Annotated in this window: 19 protein-coding genes and 1 pseudogene; 9 read left to right on the top strand and 11 right to left on the bottom strand. The window is 64.6% G+C overall.

Translation table 11 applies throughout. The annotated features are described in order from the left end of the window. Positions 1 to 195 precede the first annotated feature (195 nt). The 6 genes from ggt (at position 196) to ACOOE2_RS03455 (ending at position 6,045) form a co-directional block, all read left to right on the top strand. Positions 196 to 1,950: a gamma-glutamyltransferase gene (gene ggt / locus ACOOE2_RS03480; protein ID WP_420381632.1), complete on the top strand. Its 1,755-nt coding sequence runs from the start codon at positions 196 to 198 to the stop codon at positions 1,948 to 1,950. A gap of 17 nt (positions 1,951 to 1,967) precedes the next feature. Next, positions 1,968 to 3,167 (top strand): sensor histidine kinase, encoded by a 1,200-nt coding sequence (locus tag ACOOE2_RS03475; RefSeq protein ID WP_420381631.1) that lies wholly within the window; start codon positions 1,968 to 1,970, stop codon positions 3,165 to 3,167. Between the two features lie 46 nt (positions 3,168 to 3,213). After that, on the top strand, positions 3,214 to 4,011 hold the full coding sequence (locus ACOOE2_RS03470) for a LytR/AlgR family response regulator transcription factor (RefSeq protein ID WP_420381630.1): 798 nt from the start codon (positions 3,214 to 3,216) through the stop codon (positions 4,009 to 4,011). A gap of 67 nt (positions 4,012 to 4,078) precedes the next feature. Beyond that, on the top strand, positions 4,079 to 4,396 hold the full coding sequence (locus ACOOE2_RS03465) for a hypothetical protein (RefSeq protein ID WP_420381629.1): 318 nt from the start codon (positions 4,079 to 4,081) through the stop codon (positions 4,394 to 4,396). A gap of 75 nt (positions 4,397 to 4,471) precedes the next feature. Further along, on the top strand, positions 4,472 to 5,335 hold the full coding sequence (gene nadC, locus ACOOE2_RS03460; protein ID WP_420381628.1) for a carboxylating nicotinate-nucleotide diphosphorylase: 864 nt from the start codon (positions 4,472 to 4,474) through the stop codon (positions 5,333 to 5,335). Next, positions 5,332 to 6,045 carry a ribonuclease T2 family protein gene (locus ACOOE2_RS03455; RefSeq protein WP_420381627.1) on the top strand — a complete coding sequence of 238 codons (714 nt, stop codon included), beginning with the start codon at positions 5,332 to 5,334 and terminating at the stop codon, positions 6,043 to 6,045. Before nadC ends, ACOOE2_RS03455 begins: the two co-directional genes overlap by 4 nt. A gap of 21 nt (positions 6,046 to 6,066) precedes the next feature. Here ACOOE2_RS03455 and ACOOE2_RS03450 read toward each other — a convergent pair whose 3' ends face one another. After that, positions 6,067 to 6,522, bottom strand: coding sequence for a nucleoside deaminase (locus ACOOE2_RS03450; protein WP_420381626.1), 456 nt, complete (start codon positions 6,520 to 6,522; stop codon positions 6,067 to 6,069). Between the two features lie 113 nt (positions 6,523 to 6,635). Between ACOOE2_RS03450 and rpmB the strand changes: the two genes are divergently transcribed. Beyond that, complete coding sequence (gene rpmB / locus ACOOE2_RS03445; protein WP_420381625.1) at positions 6,636 to 6,926, top strand: 50S ribosomal protein L28; 291 nt, start codon at positions 6,636 to 6,638, stop codon at positions 6,924 to 6,926. A gap of 450 nt (positions 6,927 to 7,376) precedes the next feature. Here the strand turns inward: rpmB and ACOOE2_RS03440 are convergent, their stop codons facing one another. From ACOOE2_RS03440 to ACOOE2_RS03430, 3 genes are all read right to left on the bottom strand, one after another. Further along, positions 7,377 to 8,702, bottom strand: a complete 1,326-nt coding sequence (locus ACOOE2_RS03440) for a cytochrome P450 (protein ID WP_420381624.1) — start codon at positions 8,700 to 8,702, stop codon at positions 7,377 to 7,379. A 118-nt stretch (positions 8,703 to 8,820) separates the two neighbouring features. After that, on the bottom strand, positions 8,821 to 10,026 hold the full coding sequence (locus ACOOE2_RS03435; protein ID WP_420381623.1) for an ABC transporter permease: 1,206 nt from the start codon (positions 10,024 to 10,026) through the stop codon (positions 8,821 to 8,823). Next, positions 10,026 to 11,003: an ABC transporter ATP-binding protein gene (locus ACOOE2_RS03430; RefSeq protein WP_420381622.1), complete on the bottom strand. Its 978-nt coding sequence runs from the start codon at positions 11,001 to 11,003 to the stop codon at positions 10,026 to 10,028. Before ACOOE2_RS03430 ends, ACOOE2_RS03435 begins: the two co-directional genes overlap by 1 nt. Positions 11,004 to 11,113: 110 nt before the next feature. Here ACOOE2_RS03430 and queG point away from each other — a divergent pair, with 110 nt between their 5' ends. Continuing rightward, entirely contained in the window at positions 11,114 to 12,190 is a 1,077-nt protein-coding gene (gene queG / locus ACOOE2_RS03425; RefSeq protein WP_420381621.1) for a tRNA epoxyqueuosine(34) reductase QueG, read from the top strand. A gap of 44 nt (positions 12,191 to 12,234) precedes the next feature. Here queG and ACOOE2_RS03420 read toward each other — a convergent pair whose 3' ends face one another. Continuing rightward, positions 12,235 to 12,942: a PEPxxWA-CTERM sorting domain-containing protein gene (locus tag ACOOE2_RS03420; RefSeq protein ID WP_420381620.1), complete on the bottom strand. Its 708-nt coding sequence runs from the start codon at positions 12,940 to 12,942 to the stop codon at positions 12,235 to 12,237. 303 nt (positions 12,943 to 13,245) lie between these two features. Here ACOOE2_RS03420 and ACOOE2_RS03415 point away from each other — a divergent pair, with 303 nt between their 5' ends. Further along, positions 13,246 to 14,007, top strand: a complete 762-nt coding sequence (locus tag ACOOE2_RS03415; RefSeq protein ID WP_420381619.1) for a TIGR00266 family protein — start codon at positions 13,246 to 13,248, stop codon at positions 14,005 to 14,007. 75 nt (positions 14,008 to 14,082) lie between these two features. Here the strand turns inward: ACOOE2_RS03415 and ACOOE2_RS03410 are convergent. The 6 genes and pseudogenes from ACOOE2_RS03410 to ACOOE2_RS03385 form a co-directional block, all read right to left on the bottom strand. Beyond that, positions 14,083 to 14,196, bottom strand: a pseudogene (locus ACOOE2_RS03410) (PEPxxWA-CTERM sorting domain-containing protein); the annotation flags it as partial. Between the two features lie 640 nt (positions 14,197 to 14,836). Next, the gene (locus tag ACOOE2_RS03405) at positions 14,837 to 16,060 is read right to left on the bottom strand and encodes an NAD(P)/FAD-dependent oxidoreductase (RefSeq protein WP_420381618.1); all 1,224 of its coding nucleotides are present in this window, start codon (positions 16,058 to 16,060) and stop codon (positions 14,837 to 14,839) included. A 286-nt stretch (positions 16,061 to 16,346) separates the two neighbouring features. After that, positions 16,347 to 21,062: an NAD-glutamate dehydrogenase domain-containing protein gene (locus tag ACOOE2_RS03400; RefSeq protein WP_420381617.1), complete on the bottom strand. Its 4,716-nt coding sequence runs from the start codon at positions 21,060 to 21,062 to the stop codon at positions 16,347 to 16,349. A 232-nt stretch (positions 21,063 to 21,294) separates the two neighbouring features. Then, positions 21,295 to 22,281 carry an LLM class flavin-dependent oxidoreductase gene (locus ACOOE2_RS03395; protein WP_420381616.1) on the bottom strand — a complete coding sequence of 329 codons (987 nt, stop codon included), beginning with the start codon at positions 22,279 to 22,281 and terminating at the stop codon, positions 21,295 to 21,297. A gap of 17 nt (positions 22,282 to 22,298) precedes the next feature. Beyond that, entirely contained in the window at positions 22,299 to 23,171 is an 873-nt protein-coding gene (locus tag ACOOE2_RS03390; protein WP_420381615.1) for a tetratricopeptide repeat protein, read from the bottom strand. Beyond that, the gene (locus ACOOE2_RS03385) at positions 23,171 to 23,941 is read right to left on the bottom strand and encodes an alpha/beta hydrolase (protein ID WP_420381614.1); all 771 of its coding nucleotides are present in this window, start codon (positions 23,939 to 23,941) and stop codon (positions 23,171 to 23,173) included. Before ACOOE2_RS03385 ends, ACOOE2_RS03390 begins: the two co-directional genes overlap by 1 nt. Between the last annotated feature and the right edge of the window lie 82 nt (positions 23,942 to 24,023).

Here is a 24,023-nt window from a genome sequence, read left to right as displayed (position 1 = left end):
CCTCGCGCGCGTCCTTCGACAGGCTCAGGATGAGCGGGATTGGAATTATCTGGCACGTTTGTCGGGCACTCAGGCGACTGGTGTGATTGCCCTAGAGGTCAAGCCCAAAAGGCGAAGGTGGTGCCTGCATGGCTGCCCTTGCCCCTGCGTCGTCGCCTGCTAGTTCTGTATCCCGATCAGATCGAGGGATTACGGATGAGACAGGCAATCGGCAAATGGGTTCAGGCACTGGCGGCGGGCGTGCTCGTCGCGCAGAGCGCATTCGCCGCCGCCCCCGTTCCCGTTGCCGCCGATCATGGCATGGTCGTCACTGCGCACCGTCTGGCGACCGCTGTCGGCCTCGATATCCTGCGCCAGGGCGGCAATGCGATCGATGCGGCGGTGGCGGTGGCCTATGCGCTGTCGGTCACATTTCCCGAGGCGGGCAATCTGGGCGGCGGCGGGTTCATGACCGTGCGGCTGGCCGATGGTACCACGCATTTCCTTGATTTTCGCGAAACCGCGCCGGGCGCTGCTACCGCAAACATGTACCTCGACGCCTCGGGCAAAGTCATCCCCGCCAAATCGACGCGTGGCTGGCTGGCCGCCGGCGTGCCCGGCACCGTGGCGGGCATGGAATATGCGCGCACGCACTGGGGCACGCGCCAACGAGCCGCTCTGATGGCGCCTGCCATCAAACTGGCCGCCGAAGGCTTCGTGCTCGACCGGGGCGATGCCGAAATGCTGCTTGAGGACGCCGCCGAATTGCGCCGGGATCCGGCGGCATCGGCAGTGCTGCTGAACGCCGGCACGCCGCGTCACGCGGGCGACCGCCTGGTGCAGGCGGACCTGGCGCATTCGCTGCGCCAGGTTGCCGACAAGGGCGCCGATGCGTTCTACAAGGGGCCGATCGCCGCTGCGATGGTCGCCGGCAGCGAAAAAGGCGGCGGGATCCTGACGATGGCCGATTTCGCCCGGTACACTGTGCGCGACATGCGGCCGCTCGAATGCGATTATCGCGGCTATCACGTGATCGCCGCGCCACCGCCCAGTTCGGGCGGCGTGGTGATCTGCGAAACGATGGGCATCGTCGCGGGCTATCCGATGGCGCAATGGGGCTGGCATTCGGCCGATGCGACGCATGTGCTGATCGAGGCGATGCGCCGCGCGTATCACGATCGCAATGTCATGCTGGGCGACCCCGATTTCGTAAAGATGGATACCGCAAAGCTGGTCTCGCCAGCGTATGCGCAAACCCTGCGCGCCGGGATCCATATGGACCGCGCCACGCCGTCGCTGTCGCTGGGCGGGGTCACGCAAAGCCCCGAGGGACAGAACACCACGCATTTTTCGATCGTCGATGCTGCCGGCAACGCGGTGTCGATGACCTATACGCTCAACGACTGGTTCGGCGCGCATGTCACGGCGCCGGGCACAGGCATCCTGATGAATGACGAGATGGACGATTTTTCGGCCAAGCCGGGCGCGCCCAACATGTATGGCCTGATCGAAGGGCCAAACAACGCGATCGCGCCGGGCAAGCGCCCGCTATCCTCGATGAGCCCGACGATCGTCACCAAAGACGGGCAGCTCGCGCTCGTGATCGGCACGCCGGGCGGCAGCCGCATCCCGGCCGGCGTGTTGCAGGTGATGCTCAACATGATCGACCACGGCATGACACTGACCGAGGCGATCGACGCCCCGCGTATTCAGCAGCAATGGCTGCCCGACGAGACCTATTACGAACGCTATGGCCTGTCTGCGGACACGCTGGCGATCCTGCGCGCGCGCGGCCAGAAAATGGTCGAGCGGCGCCACGGCAACCATGTCGCCGCGATCGTGGTGGGCGGCCCCAGGATCGCCGGCGCGCAACAGCCGCCGCGCGATGACGATGGGTTGGACATTGGCGCGGCGCATCTGTTCGGCGCGATCGACCCGCGGTTGCCAATGGGCTTGGCCGAAGGGTACTGAACGGGTAGGCTAGTCTCATGGCGATGTTGCCGCTGCCCCCCACGCCGTTTTTCGGCAACAAGAACCGCGCATTCTGGCGCCTGCAGTTTCTCGGCTGGATCGGGGCGCTGTTGCTGCGCGCGATGTCGAGCCTGGCCAATGCGGTGCCGTGGTCGTTCCTGATCATCGTGATCATCGCCACGATCACCGGATTTTCGATCTCGCTGATCCTGTCGGTGATCTATCGCGCGCTGATCAACCGCCGCGCGATCGTCACCTGGGGCGTGACCGCGATCGTGCTGGCGATCGCGGTGGGCTTGTACGCGTTCATCGACAGCTGGGTGGTCAGCCTGTATCGCTCCAATGCGGGAATCAGATTTACGCAGCTGTTCCTGGGTGTGTTCTACCTCGACCTGACGCTGCTCGGCGCATGGTCGGCACTGTATTATGCGATCAATTTCTACATTCAGGTCGAGGAACAGAACGACCAGCTGCTCGTGCTCGAAAACCAGGCGACCAGCGCGCAACTGGCGATGTTGCGCTATCAGCTCAATCCCCATTTTCTGTTCAACACGCTCAATTCGATATCGACGCTGGTGCTGCTCAAACAGACCGAGCCGGCCAATGCGATGCTGTCGCGGCTGTCGTCGTTCCTGCGCTACACGCTGATCAACGAGCCGACCGCACGCGTGACCGTGGCGCAGGAAGTCGAAACACTGAAGCTGTATCTGGGGATCGAACTGATGCGCTTCGAGGAACGGCTGCGCACCAGTTTCCACATCGAGGATGCCGCGTGCGACGCGCTGATGCCGTCGCTGCTGTTGCAGCCGCTGGTCGAAAACGCGATCAAGTACGCGGTCAGTCCGCTTGAAGAGGGCGCCGAAATCACCGTGACCGCGCAAGTCCTCGGCCAGGCCTTGCGTATCATCATATCCGACACCGGGCCAGGACTGCCGCCGGGGGTCGATCCGGCCGATCTGTTCGGCGCGAATCACGACATGGGGCAGGATCTGCGCACCAAGCCGACCGGATCGACCGGCGTGGGCCTGGCCAATATCCGCGACCGTCTCGTACAGGCCTATGGCGAAAACCAGCGGTTCGATATCGCCACCGGCACCGAGGGCGGGGTGATCGTCACGATCGAACTGCCGTTCGAAGCGCGCGAGCCGGCGCCGCGCACGCCTTCGTCTTTCAACCGATCCGTTCATCAACCGCTCAACCCGCTGGTGGCAATCTGACAGACCGCATTCAGAATCTGACCAAAATAGAACCACAGGACACGCCATGACCATTCGCACGATCCTTGTCGATGACGAGAAACTGGCTATCCAGGGCCTGCAATTGCGCCTGGCCGCGTTTCCCGATGTCGAGATCATCGAAACGTGCTCGAACGGCCGCGAGGCGATCCGCAAGATCAAGACCGAAAAGCCCGACCTGGTGTTTCTCGATATCCAGATGCCCGGGTTCGATGGTTTCAGCGTCGTCAAGGGCGTGATGGAACTGGAACCGCCGCTGTTCGTGTTCGTGACCGCCTATTCCGAACACGCGGTCAAGGCGTTCGAAACCAACGCTGTCGATTACCTGCTCAAGCCTGTCGACACCGACCGTCTGGCCGATGCGCTCGACCGCGCACGTACCCGGTTGGCCGAAAAGCGCGGGCTGGAAGAAGTCGAGAAGCTGAAGATCGTGCTGGCCGAAGTCGCCCCCGATGCGGTCGCCGAAATGGTCGACGATGCCGAGCCGGTGGCCGGCCGGTTTGAAAAGCTGATCAACATCAAGGATCGCGGGCAGATCTTCCGCGTCGATGTCGAATCGATCGAACGGATCGAGGCCGCCGGCGATTACATGTGCATTTACACCGGCGACAATTCGCTGATCCTGCGCGAAACGATGAAGGACCTCGAACGCCGGCTCGATCCGCGGGTGTTTCAGCGCGTGCACCGCTCGAAAATCGTCAATCTCGACCAGGTCCGCCAGGTCCGGCCGCACACCAACGGCGAATGTTTTCTGGTACTGCAATCGGGCGCCGAGGTGAAGGTCAGCCGTTCGTACCGCGATGTCGTGGCACGGTTCGTTCACTGATCTACCATTTATAAACAACGCATCCCGGACTTGATCCGGGATCCATCAAGCCTGCGGGTGCTTTGCCATGGGTGACATCGTAATTGTGGGCTATCGTCCGAAACCCGGCTGCGAGGCGGCGCTGCTAAATCTTGTGCGCACGCATGTTTCCGAATTGCGCGCGCTTGGGCTTGCCACTGATAGGCCGCCCGTGGCCATGACAGCACAGGACGGCACGATCGTCGAAGTGTTCGAATGGGCTACCGGCGCGATTGCCAAGGCGCACGAAAACCCCGACGTGCTGGCGATGTGGGGCCGTTATGCGCAAGTGTGCGACTATGTCCCGCTGCGCGAATTGCCCGAGGCGGCACAGATGTTTGCGCAGTTCGTGCCGATAGACCTTTGAGCCGGTTTGCGCAGACAGCATTATTGCCGCGTCGGCTTTATGGTCATTTGACGCCACGCCCGCTATGTCGCGCTCATGACCGCATTCATCCTCCCCGGTTTCGACCTTGAAGCCTTTGTCGCCCATACGCTCGCCGAGGATCTGGGCGACACATGGCCCGGTGGCGGGCGCGATGTCACGAGTGAGAGCGTGATCCCGGCAGACGCGCGGTTTGCCGGCGTGATGGACAGCCGCGATGCGGTGACCGTATGCGGGCTGCCGATCGCAGCGGCGTTTATCCGCAAACTCGACCCTTCGGCGACTATTGAACTGCTGGTGAGCGAAGGCAGCGCCGTCGCGCCCGGCGCGCCGCTGATGCGCATCGAGGGCGCGGCACGCGCGCTGCTGACCGCCGAGCGCAGCGCGCTGAACACCGTGCAGCATCTTACCGGGATCGCCACCATGACGCGGGCGTATGTCGATGCGATGGGCGATACCCGCGCAAAGCTGCTCGATACGCGCAAGACCATTCCGGGGCTGCGCGTGCTGGAAAAATACGCGGTTCGTACAGGCGGCGGGCACAACCATCGCATGGGCCTGTGGGATGCCGCGATGATCAAGGACAATCATGTCGCGGTGGCGGGCGGCGTCGGCGAAGCGGTGCGCCGCGCGTTGCACGCCGGCGTGCGCGATGTGATCTGCGAAGTCGACCGGATCGACCAGATCGAACCGGCGCTGGCCGCTGGTGCGACGCGGCTGCTGCTCGACAACATGGACCCGCCGATGTTGCGCGAGGCGTTGGCGCGCGTGGCGCAGCGCGTGCCCTGCGAAGCATCGGGCGGCGTGCGGCTCGATACGATCGCGGCCATCGCAGCAACGGGGGTCGATTTCATCTCGGTCGGGCGTCTGACGCAATCGGCACCGGCCGCCGACATCGGCCTGGATTTCACCCCGCTGTGATCCGCCAGGCCGCGTTGCTCGCTCTGGCTCTGTTCGCCCGCCCGGTTTTTGCGCAAGCTCCGTCATGCCAGATCCCCGACCATGTCACCGCGCCGCCGATCGCCGTGCCCGACGGCCCTGCGCGCAATCTGCCGATCACGCATTATGTGCTCGCGCTGACCTGGGCGCCCGATTTCTGCGCGACGCACGGCGCGACTGCCGATGCCATGCCGGAATGCGATTTGCATGGGGCCCGCTTCGGGTTTGTGCTCCACGGGCTGTGGCCCGATGCGGCGCATGGCACCTGGCCGCAATGGTGCCCGGCCAAGGCGCCCGCGACATTGCAGGTGCCTGCCGATGTGACGCGCGGCATGCTGTGCACCACGCCCTCGCCCGGCCTGATCGCGCACGAATGGGCCAAGCACGGCACCTGCATGGCCCCCCGTCCGGAAGTTTATTTTACGCAGAGCGCCGCGATGTTTCACGCGCTGCACTTGCCCGACATGGCCGCGCTCTCGCGGCGGGCGCATCTGACCGCCGGCGATCTGCGCAGCGCCTTTGCCGAAGCCAACCCGCTGTATCCGCGCGCAGCGATCGGTGTGGCCACAGGCGAAGGCGCTTCCTTGCAGGAGGTGCATGTGTGCTTTGACCGGCGGCTGCGCCCGGCGGCGTGCACCGATCGCGGCACGGCCGATACCGCCCCGTTGCGGATCGTGCCCCAGGGCCGTTAGGAATTCAGGGGCGGCAGGGATTCAGCGGCGGTCTTGGAAGAATTGGCGCAACAGCGCCGCCGATTCGCTTTCGCCCAGCCCTGCGTAGACTTCAGGCTTGTGCAGCGCGGATTCGAACACACGCGCGCCGTGTTCGACCGCGCCACCTTTGGGGTCGGGCGCCGCATAATAGACGCGGGCCACGCGGGCATGCACCATCGCGCCGGCACACATCGCGCAAGGCTCCAGCGTGACCCACAGGTCGCAACCATCGAGCCGGTCCTGCCCCAACGCCGCCGCTGCGGCGCGTATCGCCAGGATTTCGGCATGCGCGGTGGGATCATGGCAATCGCGCGGGCCGTTGTGTGCTGCGGCAATCACCACGCCGTCCCTGACCACCAAGGCGCCGATCGGCACGGCGCCGGCGGCTGCACCCGCGCGCGCCTGCGCCAGCGCGCCACGCATCGGTTCGGGCAATGGCCAGCGGGGTTCGCTCATGACGGGCTGCTAGCATGCGCAACGCGCTTGCGCGAATCCTTGACTTCGTCGTTCGATGGGATAAGAGCCCGCTTTCGAAATTCAATCCTGCGAACACAAGCGAGTTTTAAGCCATGTCGCGCATCTGCGAACTGACCGGTAAAGGTCGTCAAGTCGGTCACAACGTGAGCCACGCCAACAACAAGACCAAGCGTGTGTTCCTGCCCAACCTGCAGAACGTGACTCTGCTGTCCGAATCGCTCGACCGCAGCTTCAAATTCCGCGTGTCGACCCACGGCCTGCGTTCGGTCGAACACAACGGCGGGCTGGACAACTGGTTGCTGAAGACGCGTGACGAATCGCTCAGCAAGAACGCGCTGAAAGTGAAGCGCGAATTGAAAAAGACGGCCACCGTCGCCGCCTGATTGTTCGGCTTTGGCCGGCAGACAAAGCCCCGCTTCGGCGGGGCTTTTTGCGTTTTCGGCGGGGGTGTATCCTGCCCTCCCGCTGGCCGCTTTCCGGCGGCGATCCTTCATTGTCGCAACCGCTTTGCCTTGCGGCACACCCTCTCCTCCTCGCCACATCCCCTCCGTCGTCGTCCCGGACTTGATCCGGGACAAGGCTTCTTTTGGCGTGAGGTCGAAAAGAAAAAGCACAACCCCGGATCAAGTCCGGGGTGACGTAATGGGGTGAGGCTTGCGTGTCGCAGTGGGGGTTGTGGATTCTGCGTGTGACGGCGAGCACCATGAAACGCTCTGTACGCAAGTTGCCCCGCGGTGGATCAGGTCGGGGGGGCAAGCAATCCGACCGCGGGACAACGGCCACTAGGGCCCCGGCACATGAACGCCAGATGACGCAATTGTGCCCGTTCCAGATCAAGCGCGTTCGACCGTGACCTCCATGCGACGAAAGCCATGGACGAAGTTTGCACGCACGCGTTCGGTCGCGCCGGTGACATGCACGCGCATCCGCCGGGCATGCATTTCTTCCAGCAAGACTCTCAGTTGCAGCTCGGCCAGGCGCGCGCCGACGCAGCGGTGGATGCCGTGGCCGAACGACAGATGGCGCCGCGCGTTTTCGCGGGTGACGATGAACCGGTCTGGGTCGGGAAACACCGCTTCGTCGCGGTTGGCCGAAATGTACCACATCACCACTTTGTCGCCGGCGCTGATTGGCTGGCCCAGCAGCTCGGTATCGGCGGTGGCGGTGCGCCGCATATGCGCAAGCGGCGTGACGAAACGCAGCGCCTCCTGCACGGCATTGGGGATCAGCGACGGATCGTTTTCCAGCACGGCGCGCTGATCGGGAAACTGGTCCAGCGCGTGGATCACGCCCGACATGGTGTTGCGCGTGGTATCGTTCCCGCCCACGATCAACAGCACCAGATTGCCCATGAATTCCTGCCGGCTCATCCGGTTCATCGCGGGCGAATGGAGCATCATCGAGATGAGGTCGGGCGTCGGCGGCTTGCCCATGCGGTCGGCCCACAGCCGCCCGAAATAATGCGCCATTTCACCCAGTATCGCAAAGCGTTCGTCCGACAGTTCGCGCGCCACGGTTAATTCGACATCACCTGCCCAATCGGACCAGAACGGCAACAAGCGGCGATCTTCCCAGGGAAACCCGAACAGGATCGCCAGCATTCCGGTGGTCAGCTCGATCGACACTTTGTCGACCCAGTCGAACTGTCTGCCGAGCGGCAGCGAATCGAGCACTTGCGCCGTGCGCGTGCGCAATTCGCCATCCAGCCGCAGGATCTCGCTGGGAGTGAATGCGGGCGCGACGGTGCGCCGCTGGCCGGTGTGTTCGGGTCGGTCCATCGCGATGAACATCGGCAATTGCCGTTCGGCGAGGACCGCCGGATCGATATGCGCGGGCGGGTCGCTGATCGTGATGCCGCCATGCCGCCAGCTCGATGAAAACAGCTCGGGCAACGATTCGACGTGCAGGATCGCCTTGTGCGAGGCCACGTTCCAGTAATCGCCATAACGCGATCCGGTAATGCGGTTGATCGGCGCGCGCGCGCGCATATCGGCAAAGACTGGCCCCCAGGTGTCGTCGCGGTATATCTCCGAGCGGCTGACGTCCCAGGGTTGGGGGTGTGCGACAGCGTCCTGGGGGTGATCTTTCAACCACTGTTCCAGCGCTGACGATGCGCTGGGCGAACGGCGATATGTAAACGGCGCAGGCGCGGTTGCCATCGGAATTCCCCCGGGAGCGGGCCTTGGTCGCCAGCTGCATGACCGGAGTATTCCTGCAATTTACATCAGTGTCAATAACTGGCCGAAAGCGCGTCCCCTGAAGGGGAGAGGTAAAGCCTCACGCGGCGGCTTCGGCCAATTTTGCGCGTTTCGCCTTTTTGCCCCCGCCCGATTTCATCACATTGCGCCGGAAGATCGCGGCCCCGCCCCGCACCATGACTGCCACGCACAGCGCCTGCCACCCCAGCGCCAGCACATGCGGCATCAGCGAGGGATGCTCGGCCGCATGCGCCAGCATCGCATAGGGCGAGCTGATCGGGAACACCTCGGCCAGCTTTTCGATCCAGGTGTTCGGCCGCGCCAGCGCAAAGCTGGCGAGAAAGAACACGACCAGCTGCATCATCGTGGCGGGCATCGACAGCGTCTGCACTTCGCGCACCGTGTTGGCCATGCCGCCGATCGTCAGGAACATCGACCCAAGCAACAGATACGCCATCGCGAAATACGCGAAACCCAGCGCCAGGAACAGCGGCCAGCCTACCGCGGGCGTGGCCAGCAGCGGAATGTGGCGCGCGCCGGCCAGCACCATCATGCCATACCCGCTGCCCCACACCATCACACCGACCATGCTGACGCCAAGCATCGCAAACAGCTTGCCCATGAACAGCGCGTCGAGCGGGATCGAGGCGGCCAGCACTTCGATGATCTTGTTGGCTTTTTCTTCGACCAGGTTCGACAGCACCATGCCGGCCAGCAGCATCGTCAGCAGGAACAGCAGCAATTGCCCGGCCTGCGCCGTGACGACTTGCCCGGAGTGTTCGTGCGCGGCGCTGGTGGCAACGACATCGGCGCGGATCTCGGGATACTGGTCGGGATGATCGGACCGCGCGCGGCCGGCGAACATCGCGATCATGCCGCTCCAGTCGTCGACTTTGCCCTGCGTTCCGGTGATGACAGGCGCGTCGAGCGTCCCGGTAACGACGGCCGACATCTGGCGTTTTTTGAGCACGGCGCGCGGATCAAATGCGGAGCCGGGCGCGATGTCGGCGATCACCTGCATATCGGGCACATTGCCCGCCATGTGGTCGATCATCGCATTGCGCGCCGCGACCAGGCGTTCGCCCTGCTGCGCGGGCATGGCCACGCCGATCACCGCCTTGTCGAGATCGTGCTGCACACTGGCGCCGACGGCCCCTGCAAAAAACCCGATGATGATCGGGAACAGCGGCCCGAGCAGAAAGAAGATGAACGCGCGCGAAAACACCACCGCGACGAAATCGCGACGCGCGATGACCCAGATGGCCTGGAGCCGTGCAGAACCCATCAGCGGCGCCCCTTCTTGACGTCGATTTCTTCGCGATTGACTTCAAGCGCGCGCGCGGCGGCTTCGCCCGCGATTGCGACGAACGCATCGTGCAAGCCCGCACGCTCGATCGACAGGCTGAGAATCCCCGCATCGCCCTCGATCAACGCGCGCAACAGCGGCTCGACCCCGGTTTCGGGCAAGGTGAAATACCAGAACGCGCTTCCGGTTGCTTTGACATCGCACCGCGCATCGGCGGGCAAGGCCGCGCGCCACAGCCCGTCGCGCACGCGCGTTTCGAGCCGCACTTGCGGGCGCAGCCGGTCGCGCGCCACGTCGACGGGGCCTGCGAACGGCACTTTACCGCCGGCGATGATCGCGATCTGGTCGCACATGCGTTCGGCATGCGCGATCACGTGCGTGGAAAACAAGACCGTCGCACCGCGCGCCGCGAGCCCGCGAATCATTTGCTCCAGCCGGCCCTGGTTGATCGCATCGAGCCCGGAAAACGGTTCATCGAGCACGACCAGATCGGGCTTGTGGATCAGCGTGCCGATCAATTGCACCTGTTGCGCCATACCCTTGGACAGATGGCGGATCTGGCGATCGGCGGCATGGCCAAGGCCTGCCTCGTCGAGCATTTCGCGCGCGTGCGCTCGGCCTTCGCCCAGTGGCACACCGCGCAGCGCGGCCAGAAACGCAATCGCCTCGACCGATTTCATCGACGGGTACAGCCCGCGCTCTTCGGGCAGATAGCCGATGCGCCGCGCGACGTCGGTCGGACGTTCGCTGCCGAGCACGCGGCGATAGCCGGCATCGGGATCGATGATGCCCAAGAGCATCCGCAAGGTCGTGGTCTTGCCCGCGCCATTGGGCCCGAGCACGCCGTAGATCGCGCCGCGCGGCACCGAAATATCCACGCCATCGACCGCGAGCGTGCCGTCAAAGCGCTTGACCAGCCCGCGTGCCTCTATCGCCAGATCAGCCTCATATGGCATCAGATCGGCTTCCTTGCCCATCCCGGCCAATTCCCCCACAAAGCGTGCTGCTGGTTCGTATCGCATGGACCTGCGTTAACTGTAAGCGATGAACGGACGGGACAGCAAGTTTGGTTAATGCCGCGTCAGGATTTGGCTCTGGATTTGGCCAGAGGATCAAGGCGCAGGCGCTCGAACTGGGCTTTGGCGCCTGCGGATTTGCCCCTGCCCACGAAGACCCGCTGCGCGCGCACCGCCTGGAACAATGGCTGGGCGAAGGCGCGCACGGGTCGATGGAATGGATGGCAACGCGGCTCGAACACCGGCGCAGCCCGCAGGGGTTGTGGCCCGAGGCGCAAAGCGTGATCGCGCTGGGCATGAGCTATGCGCCGGCGATCGACCCGCTGGCGCTGGCCGCGCATCCCGACGTGGCGCGGATTTCGGTCTATGCGCAAGGCGCGGACTATCACGATGTCGTCAAACGCGCGCTGAAAGCGCTGGCGCGTTGGATCGTTACCGAAGCGCCTGGCACCGGCGTCAAAGTGTTTGTCGACACCGCGCCGGTGATGGAAAAACCGCTCGGCGCGGCGGCCGGTATCGGCTGGCAGGGCAAGCACACCAATCTGGTCAGCCGCAGCCATGGATCCTGGCTGTTGCTCGGCGCGATCTTTACCACGCTCGACCTGTCCGCCGACGCGCCGCACGCCGATCGCTGCGGATCGTGCAGTGCGTGCCAGGACGCCTGCCCGACGCAGGCGTTCCCGGCGCCCTATCGCCTCGATGCACGGCGCTGCATTTCATACCTGACGATCGAACACAAAGGCCCGATCCCGCACGAGTTCCGCGCCAGCCTGGGCAATCGCATCTATGGTTGTGACGATTGCCTGGCAGTGTGTCCGTGGAATTCGTTCGCGAACGCTGCTGCGGCGAACCGCGCGTTCCTGCCCCGCGCAGAACTGGCGGCGCCCAGCCTTGCCGATCTGCTCACGCTCGACGATGCAGGCTTTCGCACGCTGTTCTCGGGCTCCCCGATCAAGCGTATCGGGCGCAACCGCTTCGTACGCAATTGCCTCTATGCCGCCGGCAACAGCGGGGATGCCGCGCTGTTTCAGGCAGTCACAAAATTGCTGAACGATCCGGACCCGGCCGTGGCTGATGCAGCAGACTGGGCGCTGGATCAATTGGTCGCGGCTCTACCGGTGCCGTGATGCCCCGCACGGCGTCAGCCAGAACTGACGCTGTCCAGGCAGGGTCAGCCGAAGCTGACGCGGACGGCCTGCTTGCTGCGGCGACGCAAGCCGAAACCGACCATGCCAAAGCCCAACAGCATCATCGCCCAGGTCTCCGGCTCGGGGACGGCGCTTACGTCGAACTTCAGCGCGGTCGAGTCGCCATAATACACGCCATTGTCGTCGATGATCACGCCAAACACGTCGCCCTGCGCAAACGCACCCGTACCGGTGATCGTCGTCGCCGCGCCATAAGTCGTCAGCGTCGCGCGGTTGCCGAACGTCAATGCGCCTTTGTCATCGACGAAGAAAGTGTAGCCGATCCCGTTGGTCGTATCGATTCCGACCGATTTAAGGTCGATGGTGTACTGATACGTCTGGGCGACTGGGGCGACGAAAGCGCTGAAAACCGAAAGCGAGCTGGAATTGCCCGGGTGCAGCACGATGGCATCGCCAGGAATGCTGACCGTCGGATAACTGCCGCCGGTCGAAGCCTGCGGCAGATTGGCAGTCGCGGAATGCATGCAGGTTGAGCCCGGGCCGAATACGCAGCCACCCGTGGTGTCGAACAGCGTAGACCCTGCAATGCTGCCATCGGTCGAGCCGTAGTAGAAATTGCCATAGCCGTTCATGCCGGTAAACGAAGTCACGGCGCTGAAATCCGTCGCAAGCGCCGGTGAGGCGGCGAAGCTGGCGGCAACCAGCAGAGCGTTGCGCAGAACATTCTTCATTATATTTGCCTTTCGGACACTATGCCTTGCCGCTCTTGCAGCAAATATCGTGCCAGCCATGGAAACCCTTGTTATAGTGCGATTAATCAAGCACCCATTGGCCGCGTGTAATCGGCAGCGACACGCAAACGCTGTATTTGTCCTAGGGCGCAGGGGGCTGGACATCTTGCAGCAGCCTGCCTCGAAACGTGTCGCCGCCTTTCGCTCCATGGCCATGCGCACTATAGTCGTGATCCCGCCGATCCACTGCGCGTTCGACGATCACAGCCGGGCGGCCGCATCCCGGTAAAAGGAACCACCAGCATGCGCTACGAAGTTTCCGGTACCACGATGCAAATCGTCTCGATCGACCTCAAACGCGGCGAGCAGCTCTACAGCCAGACCGCCACCATGGCCTGGATGACCCCCACCATCCGCATGGAAACCCACACCGGCGGCGGGCTGATGGCGGGGCTTAAACGCGCATTTTCCGGCGGCGGCCTGTTCATCACCGAATTCACCGCGACCGACACCGGCCACATCGCGTTCGCCCCGCGCTTCCCCGGCCAGATCGTGCCTGTGCCGCTGGCCGCCAGCCAGTCGCTGGTCTGCCGCAAGGAAACGTTCCTGTGCGCCGAACACAGCGTCACGCTTGATGTGTTCCTCCAGCAACGCCTGGGCGCCGGCTTCTTCGCCGGCGAAGGCTTCGTCATGCAGCGCGTCACAGGCCCCGGCGTGGTCTTCCTCGACCTGTCGGGCGAAGTCGTCGAAAAAACCCTGGCGCCAGGCGAACGCCTGCTGGTACACGCCGGCCATATCGGCATGCAGGACACGACCGTGGGCATCGACATCCAGATGGTGCGGGGTTTCCGCAATGTGCTGTTCGGCGGCGAAGGGTTGTTTCTTGCCACGCTGACCGGGCCAGGGCGCGTGTGGCTGCAATCGATGCCAATCCTGAACCTCGCCGAGGAAATCGGGCGGTATCTGCCCAGGAGCGAGGCCAGCGGCGGCGGCGGCGGCGGCGCTGGCGTGATTGGAGCGGTTGCGGCGGGCGGGTTGCTCGGAAGTTTGTTTGGCGGGGATTGACTGCCTGCGCAGCTTCATGGGGGCGTCAGCCTGCGCAGTGGCGCCAGACAAAGCTGACATCCCTGCGCGGTGGCGTCAGCCAAAGCTGACGCGGGCAACCTTTCTGCTACGCCGGCGCTGGCCGAAACCGACCATGCCAAAGCCCACCAGCATCATCGCCCAGGTCGAAGGTTCCGGCACGCTGGGGCTCTGAACGGAAGCAATGGAAACCACACCTGCCAAGTCCAGGTTGTCCGCGAATATTTCAAAAACTAGGAGGCTGGAGTAGTCGTGGAGCTAAGCAAGGCTGATTACCGGCTCATCGTGAACGCACGGATATACGGCGGCATCTTTTGGGCTGTTATATCGCTTGGGATAGCGTGGATGCTGAGTTGGTGGCTTGCGCCACAGGCGTCGGACATTTTGCAGATGGCTTTGTCTCTTCCGACCGTGGCCTATTTTATAATCTACTTTGCGGGCTTGCTACGCCGTCGCCGGTCGACGAGGGAGCCGGGGACTTTTTAGGTCACACACGTATATAGGTCCCTAAAAAATCCCCCCGGAAAACCTGACGCACGAAAGCAGTCAGAATGGCGCCCAGCCCTACGCCGGTTCCCGGAGCAAAATTCATGCCATAGAAAATTAACCATACTTTACAGCAACACCATTGATCATTTCGAGACGGTGCATGTGTACTGTAATCGCCCGCGACACCTTGAATAAAAAACTCCGCGCGTGTTGGCCCATGGTTGCTCGTGAACGAACGCATCCCCAGACTAATTTGGCGAGAAGGTGACGAATTCGCCATGATTTCGCACGTCTGTCGACGCGCCAATGCCGATCGCAAGTATCAAAGCATTTCTTTTAGCAACACGCCCGTATCAGCCAGCCGCTCCGCAGCAATCACCGCGCCGGTTTCAACCAGCTTCTTGCCCTGGACATAGTCCTTGACCGCATTCACGCAGTCGAGCGCAATTACGCGGCCCTGTTTCAGGTACACCACGGAGAAGCTGCGCGTCGCCGGGTCGCCGCGGGTGACGGTGGCGTCGTAGCCGATCGACAGGCCGACGGTTTGCAGGCGCAAGTCATACTGGTTCGACCAGAACCACGGCACGGCCTTGTACGGCACGGGATTGCCGGTGATGCCTTTCGCGACAGTGGTCGCCTGGTCGTTGGCGTTCTGCACCGATTCCAGGCGGATCGTCGCGCCGTCGGCATAGCTGTTGGCGTGGGCGGCGCAGTCGCCGATGGCATAGACGTCGGGTAGGCTGGTGCGGCACAGCTCGTCGACATTGACGCCGTTCACGCCGGTCGCGCCCGCTGCGATCAGCGGCGCGGTGGCCGGAATGATGCCGATGCCGACGATCACGATTTCAGCGGGCAGGACGTGGCCGTCGGCGAGGCGCACGCCGATGACTTTGTCATTGGCCCCCCCCATCAGCGCCGACACCGCGACGTCGGTGCGCAGATCCACGCCATGGGCGCGGTGTTCGGCCTGGTAGAATTCCGACAGCGTTTCGCCCGCGACCCGCGCCAGCACGCGCGGCAAAGCCTCCAGCAACGTCACATGCACGCCGAATTTGGTCAGCACCGCGGCGGCTTCGAGCCCGATATAGCCCCCGCCGATCACCACCGCGCGCTTGGCGCCGGCGTCGAGTTCACTCATCAGCCGGTCGGCATCGGCGCGGGTACGCACCGCATGGACCCCGCCCAGGTCGTGGCCGTCGAGCGTCAGCCGGCGCGCATCGCCGCCGGTGGCCCAGACCAGCGAGCCATAGGCATGGTCGGCGCCATCGTCGGTCGTCACAGTCTTCGCTTCGGCATCGACGCTGACGACTTCGCGGCCGAGCGTGAACGTCACGTCTTTGTCCGCCCAGAACGCCGCCGGGCGGATCATGATGCGATCGAACGTCTTGTCGCGCGCCAGGTATTCCTTCGACAGCGGCGGGCGTTCGTAGGGATATTCAGTCTCGCGACCGATCACTTCGATCGATCCGGCAAAACCGTTCTGGCGCAAGGCGATCGCCGCCTGCGCGCCGCCGTGTCCTGCGCCCACAATCACCACGTCCGCCATTTTCTTGCCTTTGCGTCAGCTTATCATGCGTCGGATTGGGCAAATTGGCGGGCGCGTCAACTGATCGTGATTGTTTCGGCGTGACAGTGGCAAAATTTATCATCCTCCCCGGCACGGGGAGGGGAACCACGCGAAGCAGTGGTGGAGGGGCGGTGCGGCTGGACGCGACTACGCCGGGATGCGCCGTGGCGCTCGCGGGGATCGTGCGACATCGCTTGCGATGCATGATGAGGCGCCGCCCCTCTACCACGCTTCGCGCGGTCCCCCCCCGTTCCGGGGAGGATTTTTAACGCATCAGCAGCGTCCGCGCCTGGCTTGCCAGTTGCGCCAACATCGCGGGAGACACGACACCTGTTGCCTGCGCACGGGCGATCAGCGCGCGGAACTGGCTGACGGGACCCGATTGCAGGTCCAGCCAGGTCTGCGTGTGCGCGGCGGGGTCGGCGTGGCCGGCGCGGGCGAGGAATTCCAGCCGCATCTGCTGAAAATCGCGCGCGAGCCCGGCGACGAGCAGGCGTTCCCACGGGTCCGACGGGCTGGCACGGCTGGCAGCTTGCTGTGCCCAATCGAGCCCGAGCGCAGCGCCCAGATCAGCGAAAGCAGCGGTCAGCACGCTGGCATCGACTTTGCGTTCGGCCGCCAGATGCGCCAGGCCGATCGCGCCATCCATATCGTAGAGATGGACCACACGCGCCGCGATCTCGTCGGGGATACCCGCCGCGGCCAGTTCGGCGGCCTGTCGCCTCCCTTCGCTCTGCGCTTCGCCGCGCAGCAATTCGGCGGCGGTTAGCGACAGCAGGCCGACCCCACCGGCCAGATTGTCGATCAGGTCATCGATCGCCTCGGTCCCGCGTCCGGCGCGCAACACATCGGCGATATGCCCGCGCAATGCGCGCGCAGTGCGGTCGAACATCGCGAGGCGTGCCACTTCGGGCATGTCGGCATGGTCGAGCAGGGCCCAGGTCGCCTGGCAATCGAGCAGGCGTTCGGCCGCAACAAAGGCAGCGGCGACTTGCGCCAGCGAGCAGCCTTCTTCCTCGACCAGTTCGAACGGATGCACCGGGCCGAGCCGGTTGATCACGCGGTTGGCCAGTTTGGTCGCGATGATTTCGCGGCGCAGCCGGTGATTGGCGATCTCCGTGGCATAAGCCTCGTGCATGGCAGCGGGGAAAGCATCGACCAGTTCGCTTTCCAGCACCGGATCATCGACGACGGTGCTGTCTTCCAGAGCGCGTTGCAGCGCCAGCTTGGCGGTGGAGAGCACCACCGCGAGTTCGGGCCGGGTGAAGCCCTGGCCCGCCGCCGCGCGCCGCGCATAGTCTTCGGACGAAGCCAGGCCTTCGGTCTTGCGATCGAGTTCGCCGGCCTCTTCCAGCATGTCGATCAGGCGCAGCAGCGACGGCACCGCCGGCGCGCCGCCCCGTTCGGCAATCGACAGCGCCAGCGTCTGTAACCGGTTGTCGGCGAGCACCAGTTCCGCAACCGCATCGGTCATTTCGACCAGCAGCGCGACGCGGCCGTCTTCATCGAGCCGTCCGGCACGCTTGGCAGCGGCAAGCGCGATCTTGATGTTGACCTCGTTGTCCGAACAATCGACGCCGGCCGAATTGTCGATGAAATCGGTGTTGATCCGCCCGCCGGCGCCGCCCGCACCGATCAGCGCATATTCGATGCGCGCGGCCTGCGTCAGGCCCAGATTGGCGCCTTCGCCCACCACCCGCGCGCGCACTTCGCCCGCGGCCACGCGCACCGGATCGTTCGCCGGATCGCCCACGGTCACGTTGTTTTCGTAGGCCGCGCGCACATATGTGCCGATGCCACCAAACCACAACAGATCGACCCGCGCGCGCAGGATCGCCGAAATCAGCGATTCGGGGTCGATTTCGGCCTGTGTCAGGCCTAGCATCTGGCGCACCGCATCGCTCAGCGGGATCGATTTCAGGCTGCGCGGGAAAATCCCGCCGCCCGCCGACAGCAGATCGCGGTTGTAATCGTCCCAGCTCGACCGGGGCAGCGCAAACATCCGCGCGCGCTCTTCCCACGAGGCCAGCGGATCGGGCGTGGGGTCGAGAAAGATATGGCGATGGTCGAACGCCGCGACCAGCCGGATCGCCCGGCTGAGCAACATGCCGTTGCCGAACACATCGCCCGACATGTCGCCCACGCCGATCGCGCGCACCGGATCGGCCTGCACATCGACGCCCAGCTCGCGGAAATGGCGCTGGACCGACATCCACCCGCCGCGCGCGGTGATGCCCATGGCCTTGTGGTCGTATCCTTTCGAGCCACCGCTGGCGAAGGCATCGTCGAGCCAGAAGCCGTGATCTTGCGCAATGGCATTGGCGATGTCGGAAAAGGTCGCTGTGCCCTTGTCGGCGGCGACGACGAAATAGGGATCGTCGCCGTCACGCAGCACAATACCGGCGGGATGCGCGATGGCACCCGCCACCAGATTGTCGGTGATCGACAGCAGCGCGCGGATGAACACCTGATAACTGCCGCGTCCTTCGGCCAGCCAGCCATCACGGTCGCGCACCGGATCGGGCAGGCGCTTGGGATAAAACCCGCCCTTGGCACCCGTCGGCACGATCACCGCGTTCTTCACGCGCTGCGCTTTCATCAGGCCCAGCACTTCGGTGCGGAAATCGTCGCGCCGGTCGGACCAGCGCAGGCCGCCGCGGGCAATCGCGCCCGCACGCAAGTGGATGCCCTCGACGCGCGGCGAATACACCCAGATTTCGCGCCAGGGCACCGGACGCGGCAGCCCGGGGACAAGCGCCGAATCGATCTTGAACGCCAGCGCTTCTTCGCCCGAGGGCACGAACGCATTGGTGCGCAGGATCGCGGTAATGGCGGCATGAAACGCGCGCAGCAGCCGGTCATCGCTGATCGCGGCGACTTCGGCCAGGCCCGTGCGGATTACGGCTTCGATGTCGGCCACAGCCACATTGCGGTCACCGGCAAAGGCCGGATCATGCCGCACGACGAACAGATCGATCAGCGCACGGGTGACGGGCGCCGCACGGCGCAGCACCGCGACCGCGCTCGCCAGATCGACCGACAACCCGGTCTGGCGCAGATAGCGATACCACGCGCGCAACCAGTTCGCCTGTTGCGGCGACAGGCCGACACTGGTGATCAGGCGGTTGAAACCATCATTTTCGGCCACGTCGTTGAGCACGGCGGCCAGCGCGTCCTCGATCTCGCCTTCGCGGTCGAGCAGCGTATCGACATCGGCGTCGGCCGGCGCGCCGACCAGGAAATCGTGGATATAGCCCAGCTTGCCGTTCGCGATCGCGGTTGGCACCTCCTGCATGACCTTGAACCCGAAATTTTCGAGCACCGGTACCGCGTCGGACAGCACGATCGCACCATCGAGCTGGTACAGTTTCAGGCGCAGGTCGTCTTCGGCAGCCAGCCGGTGCAGCCGTGCGGCGCGGTGCACCCCCTCTCCCGAGCTGGTGCCTGTCGCCAGGCCGCGCAGCACGCGGATATCGTCCGCCGCTTCGACCGGGCCATAGGCGTGGCGATAGCCGAGCGGAAACCCGTCGGCATAGCGCGCGGCGATCGCAGCGGCGCGCGACGGGTCTTCGGATTTGACCAATTCGGCCTCGACCGCAACCTCCCAGCCGCGCACCATCTGTTGCAGCGCCAGGTCGAGCGCGGCGCCATCGAGTTCGCCGACGCCATCGCGAATATCGAGCACGAAGCGCGTTATCGCCAGCGCATTGGCGTCGATCTGCATGCTCCAGTCGATCACTTGCGCGCCGGCGGCATCTTCCAGCATCGCTTGCACCCGGTGGCGGACTTCGGTCGATTGCAGGTCGCGCGGCAACCACACAAACGCAAACAGATGCCGGTCCAGCGACGATCGTACCAGTTCGATGCGTGGGCGCGGCCGGTCGAGCAGGCTCATCATCGTCGTCGCGATGCGTTCCAGATCGTCATCGGCAAAGCTGATCAGCAGATCATGCGGCAATGTCGTCATCGCGTGGACCAATGCCTTGCCCGCGTGGCCTTGCGATCCGACGCCGAGCTTGGCCGACAGGTGCTCAAGCTGGCTGCGCAACAGCGGCACGCGATCGGGCGCGGCCGACAGCGCATTGCTGGTCCACACCCCGGCATGCACCGACAGCGCGACGACCTGGCCCTTGTCCATGACCGGGATGATGAACAAATCGATCGGCACGAACCGGTGCACCCGCGCGATGCGGTTGGCCTTGACCACCAGCGGGATCCGCTGGCGTTCGGCGGCGGCTGCGCGTTCGAAATAGGCAAAGGCGCGCGCGTATGACCCGTCGCTGAGCAGCGGCGCGGCGCTGGCCCGGCACATGCCCAGCTGGTCTTCCTGGCGGCCGTCGCGGTGGTAGACCACACGGCCCAATTGCGTCAGATGCCCGTCCGCCAGCCAGCGCAACAGCGCCGCCGCCTCCGGATCGGCCAAAACGCGCGCATCGTCGAGCATCGCGGCCTGCATGCGCGGCCAGTCGGCGACAGCGGCGCGCACATCGGCCAGAGTCTGGTGCAGTGCCTCGGTCAATTCGCGCCGGGTGCGCGCATCGACCCGCTCGGTTTCAAGGTAGATGACCGATTCGCGCAATTCGCCGATCGCCTCGCCATCGGGCAGGCCGAGCAATTTGCCCTCGGGTCCGCGGCGAACTGCCATCACCGGATGCACCAGCCGGTCGATCGCCAGCCCGTGCAAGGTGACCGTGGCACAAACCGAATCGACCAGGAACGGCATGTCATCGTTGATGACCGCGATCCGCAGATAGCGTGGGCTCGTGTCGGTGCCGGCAACGCTCTCGATCGCCAGCGAGGATTCGATGCCCTTGCGCCGGGCCGCGGCGCGAAGCGTGAACCGTGCTGCCTGCGCCAGTCGCGCCGCGTCGAAATCGGCAGCTTCGGACGGGAGCAGCGAATCAGCGAACCGCTGCGCCAGTGTCGCCTCGAGCGCGGGGCCGGAAGCGGAGTGCGAAACGGTATCGGTCACGGGTGTCATGATAGTCCTTCCCGCGCAGCCCGCCTTTTGGCAGTGTTGTTATTTTATTATAAGGCCGCGCATTATTCGAACGGGCCTAACTTTGCACGCCAAAGTCTGCAAGCCCCATCGACCCGCCCGTCCTTAACGCGCGCATATTAACCTGCTGTTGCAGATCCCCGCCAGTGGATTTGCCTAGCCGGATGACATTTGTTCGGAATGATTGGCCGTTTTGACAAGCCAAACGCAATGATCAGGCCAGTTCGTGTAGCGCTTCCATCATCAGTGCCAGGCTGCGGCGGCGTTTCGATGGATCGAAGGTCGCGCCCGACACGATCAGTTCGTCGGCGCGGGTGCGCTGCTGGAATGCGGCCAGCCGGCCGGCCACGGTGCGCGGGCTACCGATCGCCGAAACCTGGCGCATGTGATCGAGCATCGCCAGCGACTGCGGCGGCAGGGTTTCGCGATAGCCCGGCACCGGCGGCGGCAGGCGGCCGGGGATGCCGGTGCGCAGGCGAACGAACGACTGGTCCATCGAACTGGCCAGCAGCACCGCCTCGTCATCGCTGTCGGCGGCCAGGACATTGATCGCGGCCATCACGTATGGTTCGGACAGCGCGGCAGAGGGCTGAAATTTCTCGCGGTACAGCGCCAGCGCCGCATCGAGCTGATCGGGGGCGAAGTGCGAGGCGAAGGCATAAGGCAACCCGAGCATGGCGGCCAATTGCGCGCCGAACAGGCTCGATCCCAGGATCCACAGCTCGGGATTGGCCCCCTTGGCCGCGGTGCCCTGCAGCGGCAATCGCGGATCGCCGGCAAACTGCGCCTGCAATTCGACGACATCGCCCGGAAAATCTTCGGCCGCGCGATTGATATCCTTGTGCAGCGCGCGCGCCACGCGCTGGTCTGCGCCGGGCGCGCGCCCCAGCCCAAGGTCGATCCGGCCCGGGAACATCGCATCGAGCGTGCCGAATTGTTCGGCTATCACCAGCGGGTTGTGATTGGGCAGCATGATACCGCCCGACCCGATGCGGATCGTGGAGGTGGCATTGCCGACATGCGCAAGTACGACCGCAGTCGCGCCGCCGGCAATGCCGTCCATGCCGTGATGCTCGGCGATCCAGTAGCGGTGATACCCCGCCTCTTCGGCCGCACGTGCCAGCAGCGCGGCGTCGGCCATGGCCTGAACCATCGTGCCGCCTTCGGTCACGGGGACAAGATCGAGCACAGAGAGTTTCATCGGGGTTCTGCCTGAATTTATGGGGTTGTTCCCGATGTGGGGCGCGGCGATGCAGGTTCAAGGGACGCGGGCGTTTCCGGGCCCAGTTGGCCAAGATACCCGCGCGCGGTTTCGGCCTCGCTGCTGTCGGGCGCGGCCGATACCACCGATTTCCACGATTTGCGCGCCGCCGCTTCGTGGCCGGACAGCATCGCGATCACGCCCGCCTCCAGCCCGATCGCCGGATCCCGCGCATCGATCGATGCGGCGGTTTCGATATAGCCCTGCGCAGCTTTCAGATCCTTTGTCCGCCGCGCCAGCGTTGCCGACAGCAGAAACACCCCGGCGTCGCCCGGCGCCAGCCGGCGTGCCTCGGCCAGCGCTGCGCCTGCATCCGCCATGCGATCCTGCGCGACCAGCGCGCGCGACCGGTCGGCCTCGATCGCGCCGCGTGCCGGGCCGGCATCATAGCCTTTGACCGCCAGCGCACGATCGAACCACGTCAACCCCAGCGCCGGATCGCCGTTGGCCATTGCCGCATTGCCCGCCATGGCCATGATCGGCACTGCGGTTGTGGCATCTGCCGGCACCGCTGCGACCGCATCGGCAAATGCAGTTTGTGCGCCGGCATAGTCGGCCAGATCGTTGTCGATCAGGCCGATGCACTGGTTGGCGCGCACACGCGCATCGGCGGACTTTGCGCCGGTCAGCCAGTCATGCGCATAGGCCAGCCCCGCCGCCGGATCGGCATGCGCGCGGGTCATGCATTCGGACAGCGGATCGGCAAGCGGCATCGGCGTGGTGGGAACCGGCGCATCACGACGCTGCTGCGTGATCAACGGCAGCGGCGTCTGCTTGTAGACATGCGGATCGGGCCCGATCTGCATCAGCATCATCAACAGGGCAATCATCAGACAAGTCCTTGCGGCTGCGCAAACAGGCCGCTCAATGTGGTGATCAGCACGTCGATATCGGCGTCACGCGACAGGCGGTGATCGCCGTCCTTGATCAGGTGGATCTGCACATCGGCTGAACACAGCGCATCGGCCAGGCGCAGCGCTATCGTCCAGGGCACATCGGGATCGGCCTGCCCGTGGATCAGGCGCACCGGCCCGGAGTACGGGATCGGCATGGAGAGCCTGCGCGAAGCCTGCGCGTCGAGCCAGAAGGCTGGATACATCGGCGTCGGCTCGTGACCATAGGCATTGGCGTCATGGACCACCTGCCCCTCGGCCAGCGCCGCCTTTGCCACCGGATCGCGGCCCCAGTCGGTAAAATCGGGCGCCGCGGCAATACCGATCATCGCCTTGACACGCTCGCGCAGGACCTCTGCCACCAGCAGCATCAGCCACCCGCCCATGCTCGACCCGGCAAGCACGACCTGGCCCGGCCCGCACAGCTCGACCAGCGCCACGACCTCTTCGCACCAGCGCGACAACGTGCCTTGCGCAAAATCACCGTCGCTCTGCCCGCAGCCCGAATAGTCGAGCAACAGGCACGCGCGACCGTGGGTATGGGCCCAGTCGAGCACGGCATTCGCCTTGCCGCCGTTCATGTCAGACCGGTATCCGGGCAGGAACACGACCATCGGCCGCGCGCCGGCCAGGCGGCGATAGGCCAGACGCCGGCCATCGGGCATGGTGTGACAGGCGACCGGGGCGGGAATGGCGTAGTCAGGCATGGCCCGCGTGATAAGCGCTCGTTTTCGCCGATGACAGCGGATTTATCCCAAGGTCCGGTCACTTTTCTAAAGCCCCTCCCCT

The sequence above is a fragment of the Novosphingobium sp. genome (assembly GCF_965214355.1).
Lineage (GTDB): Bacteria > Pseudomonadota > Alphaproteobacteria > Sphingomonadales > Sphingomonadaceae > Novosphingobium.
This window is presented reverse-complemented; position numbering and strand designations above follow the sequence as displayed.

Excerpts from the sequence above, each read along its gene's own strand:
- ggt (WP_420381632.1), top strand. The coding sequence starts at position 196 with ATGAGACAGGCAATCGGCAAATGGGTTCAGGCACTGGCGGCGGGCGTG.
- ACOOE2_RS03475 (WP_420381631.1), top strand. The coding sequence starts at position 1,968 with ATGGCGATGTTGCCGCTGCCCCCCACGCCGTTTTTCGGCAACAAGAAC.
- ACOOE2_RS03470 (WP_420381630.1), top strand. The coding sequence starts at position 3,214 with ATGACCATTCGCACGATCCTTGTCGATGACGAGAAACTGGCTATCCAG.
- ACOOE2_RS03465 (WP_420381629.1), top strand. The coding sequence starts at position 4,079 with ATGGGTGACATCGTAATTGTGGGCTATCGTCCGAAACCCGGCTGCGAG.
- nadC (WP_420381628.1), top strand. The coding sequence starts at position 4,472 with ATGACCGCATTCATCCTCCCCGGTTTCGACCTTGAAGCCTTTGTCGCC.
- ACOOE2_RS03450 (WP_420381626.1), bottom strand. The coding sequence starts at position 6,522 with ATGAGCGAACCCCGCTGGCCATTGCCCGAACCGATGCGTGGCGCGCTG.
- rpmB (WP_420381625.1), top strand. The coding sequence starts at position 6,636 with ATGTCGCGCATCTGCGAACTGACCGGTAAAGGTCGTCAAGTCGGTCAC.
- ACOOE2_RS03440 (WP_420381624.1), bottom strand. The coding sequence starts at position 8,702 with ATGGCAACCGCGCCTGCGCCGTTTACATATCGCCGTTCGCCCAGCGCA.
- ACOOE2_RS03435 (WP_420381623.1), bottom strand. The coding sequence starts at position 10,026 with ATGGGTTCTGCACGGCTCCAGGCCATCTGGGTCATCGCGCGTCGCGAT.
- ACOOE2_RS03430 (WP_420381622.1), bottom strand. The coding sequence starts at position 11,003 with ATGCCATATGAGGCTGATCTGGCGATAGAGGCACGCGGGCTGGTCAAG.
- ACOOE2_RS03420 (WP_420381620.1), bottom strand. The coding sequence starts at position 12,942 with ATGAAGAATGTTCTGCGCAACGCTCTGCTGGTTGCCGCCAGCTTCGCC.
- ACOOE2_RS03415 (WP_420381619.1), top strand. The coding sequence starts at position 13,246 with ATGCGCTACGAAGTTTCCGGTACCACGATGCAAATCGTCTCGATCGAC.
- ACOOE2_RS03405 (WP_420381618.1), bottom strand. The coding sequence starts at position 16,060 with ATGGCGGACGTGGTGATTGTGGGCGCAGGACACGGCGGCGCGCAGGCG.
- ACOOE2_RS03400 (WP_420381617.1), bottom strand. The coding sequence starts at position 21,062 with ATGACACCCGTGACCGATACCGTTTCGCACTCCGCTTCCGGCCCCGCG.
- ACOOE2_RS03395 (WP_420381616.1), bottom strand. The coding sequence starts at position 22,281 with ATGAAACTCTCTGTGCTCGATCTTGTCCCCGTGACCGAAGGCGGCACG.
- ACOOE2_RS03390 (WP_420381615.1), bottom strand. The coding sequence starts at position 23,171 with ATGATTGCCCTGTTGATGATGCTGATGCAGATCGGGCCCGATCCGCAT.
- ACOOE2_RS03385 (WP_420381614.1), bottom strand. The coding sequence starts at position 23,941 with ATGCCTGACTACGCCATTCCCGCCCCGGTCGCCTGTCACACCATGCCC.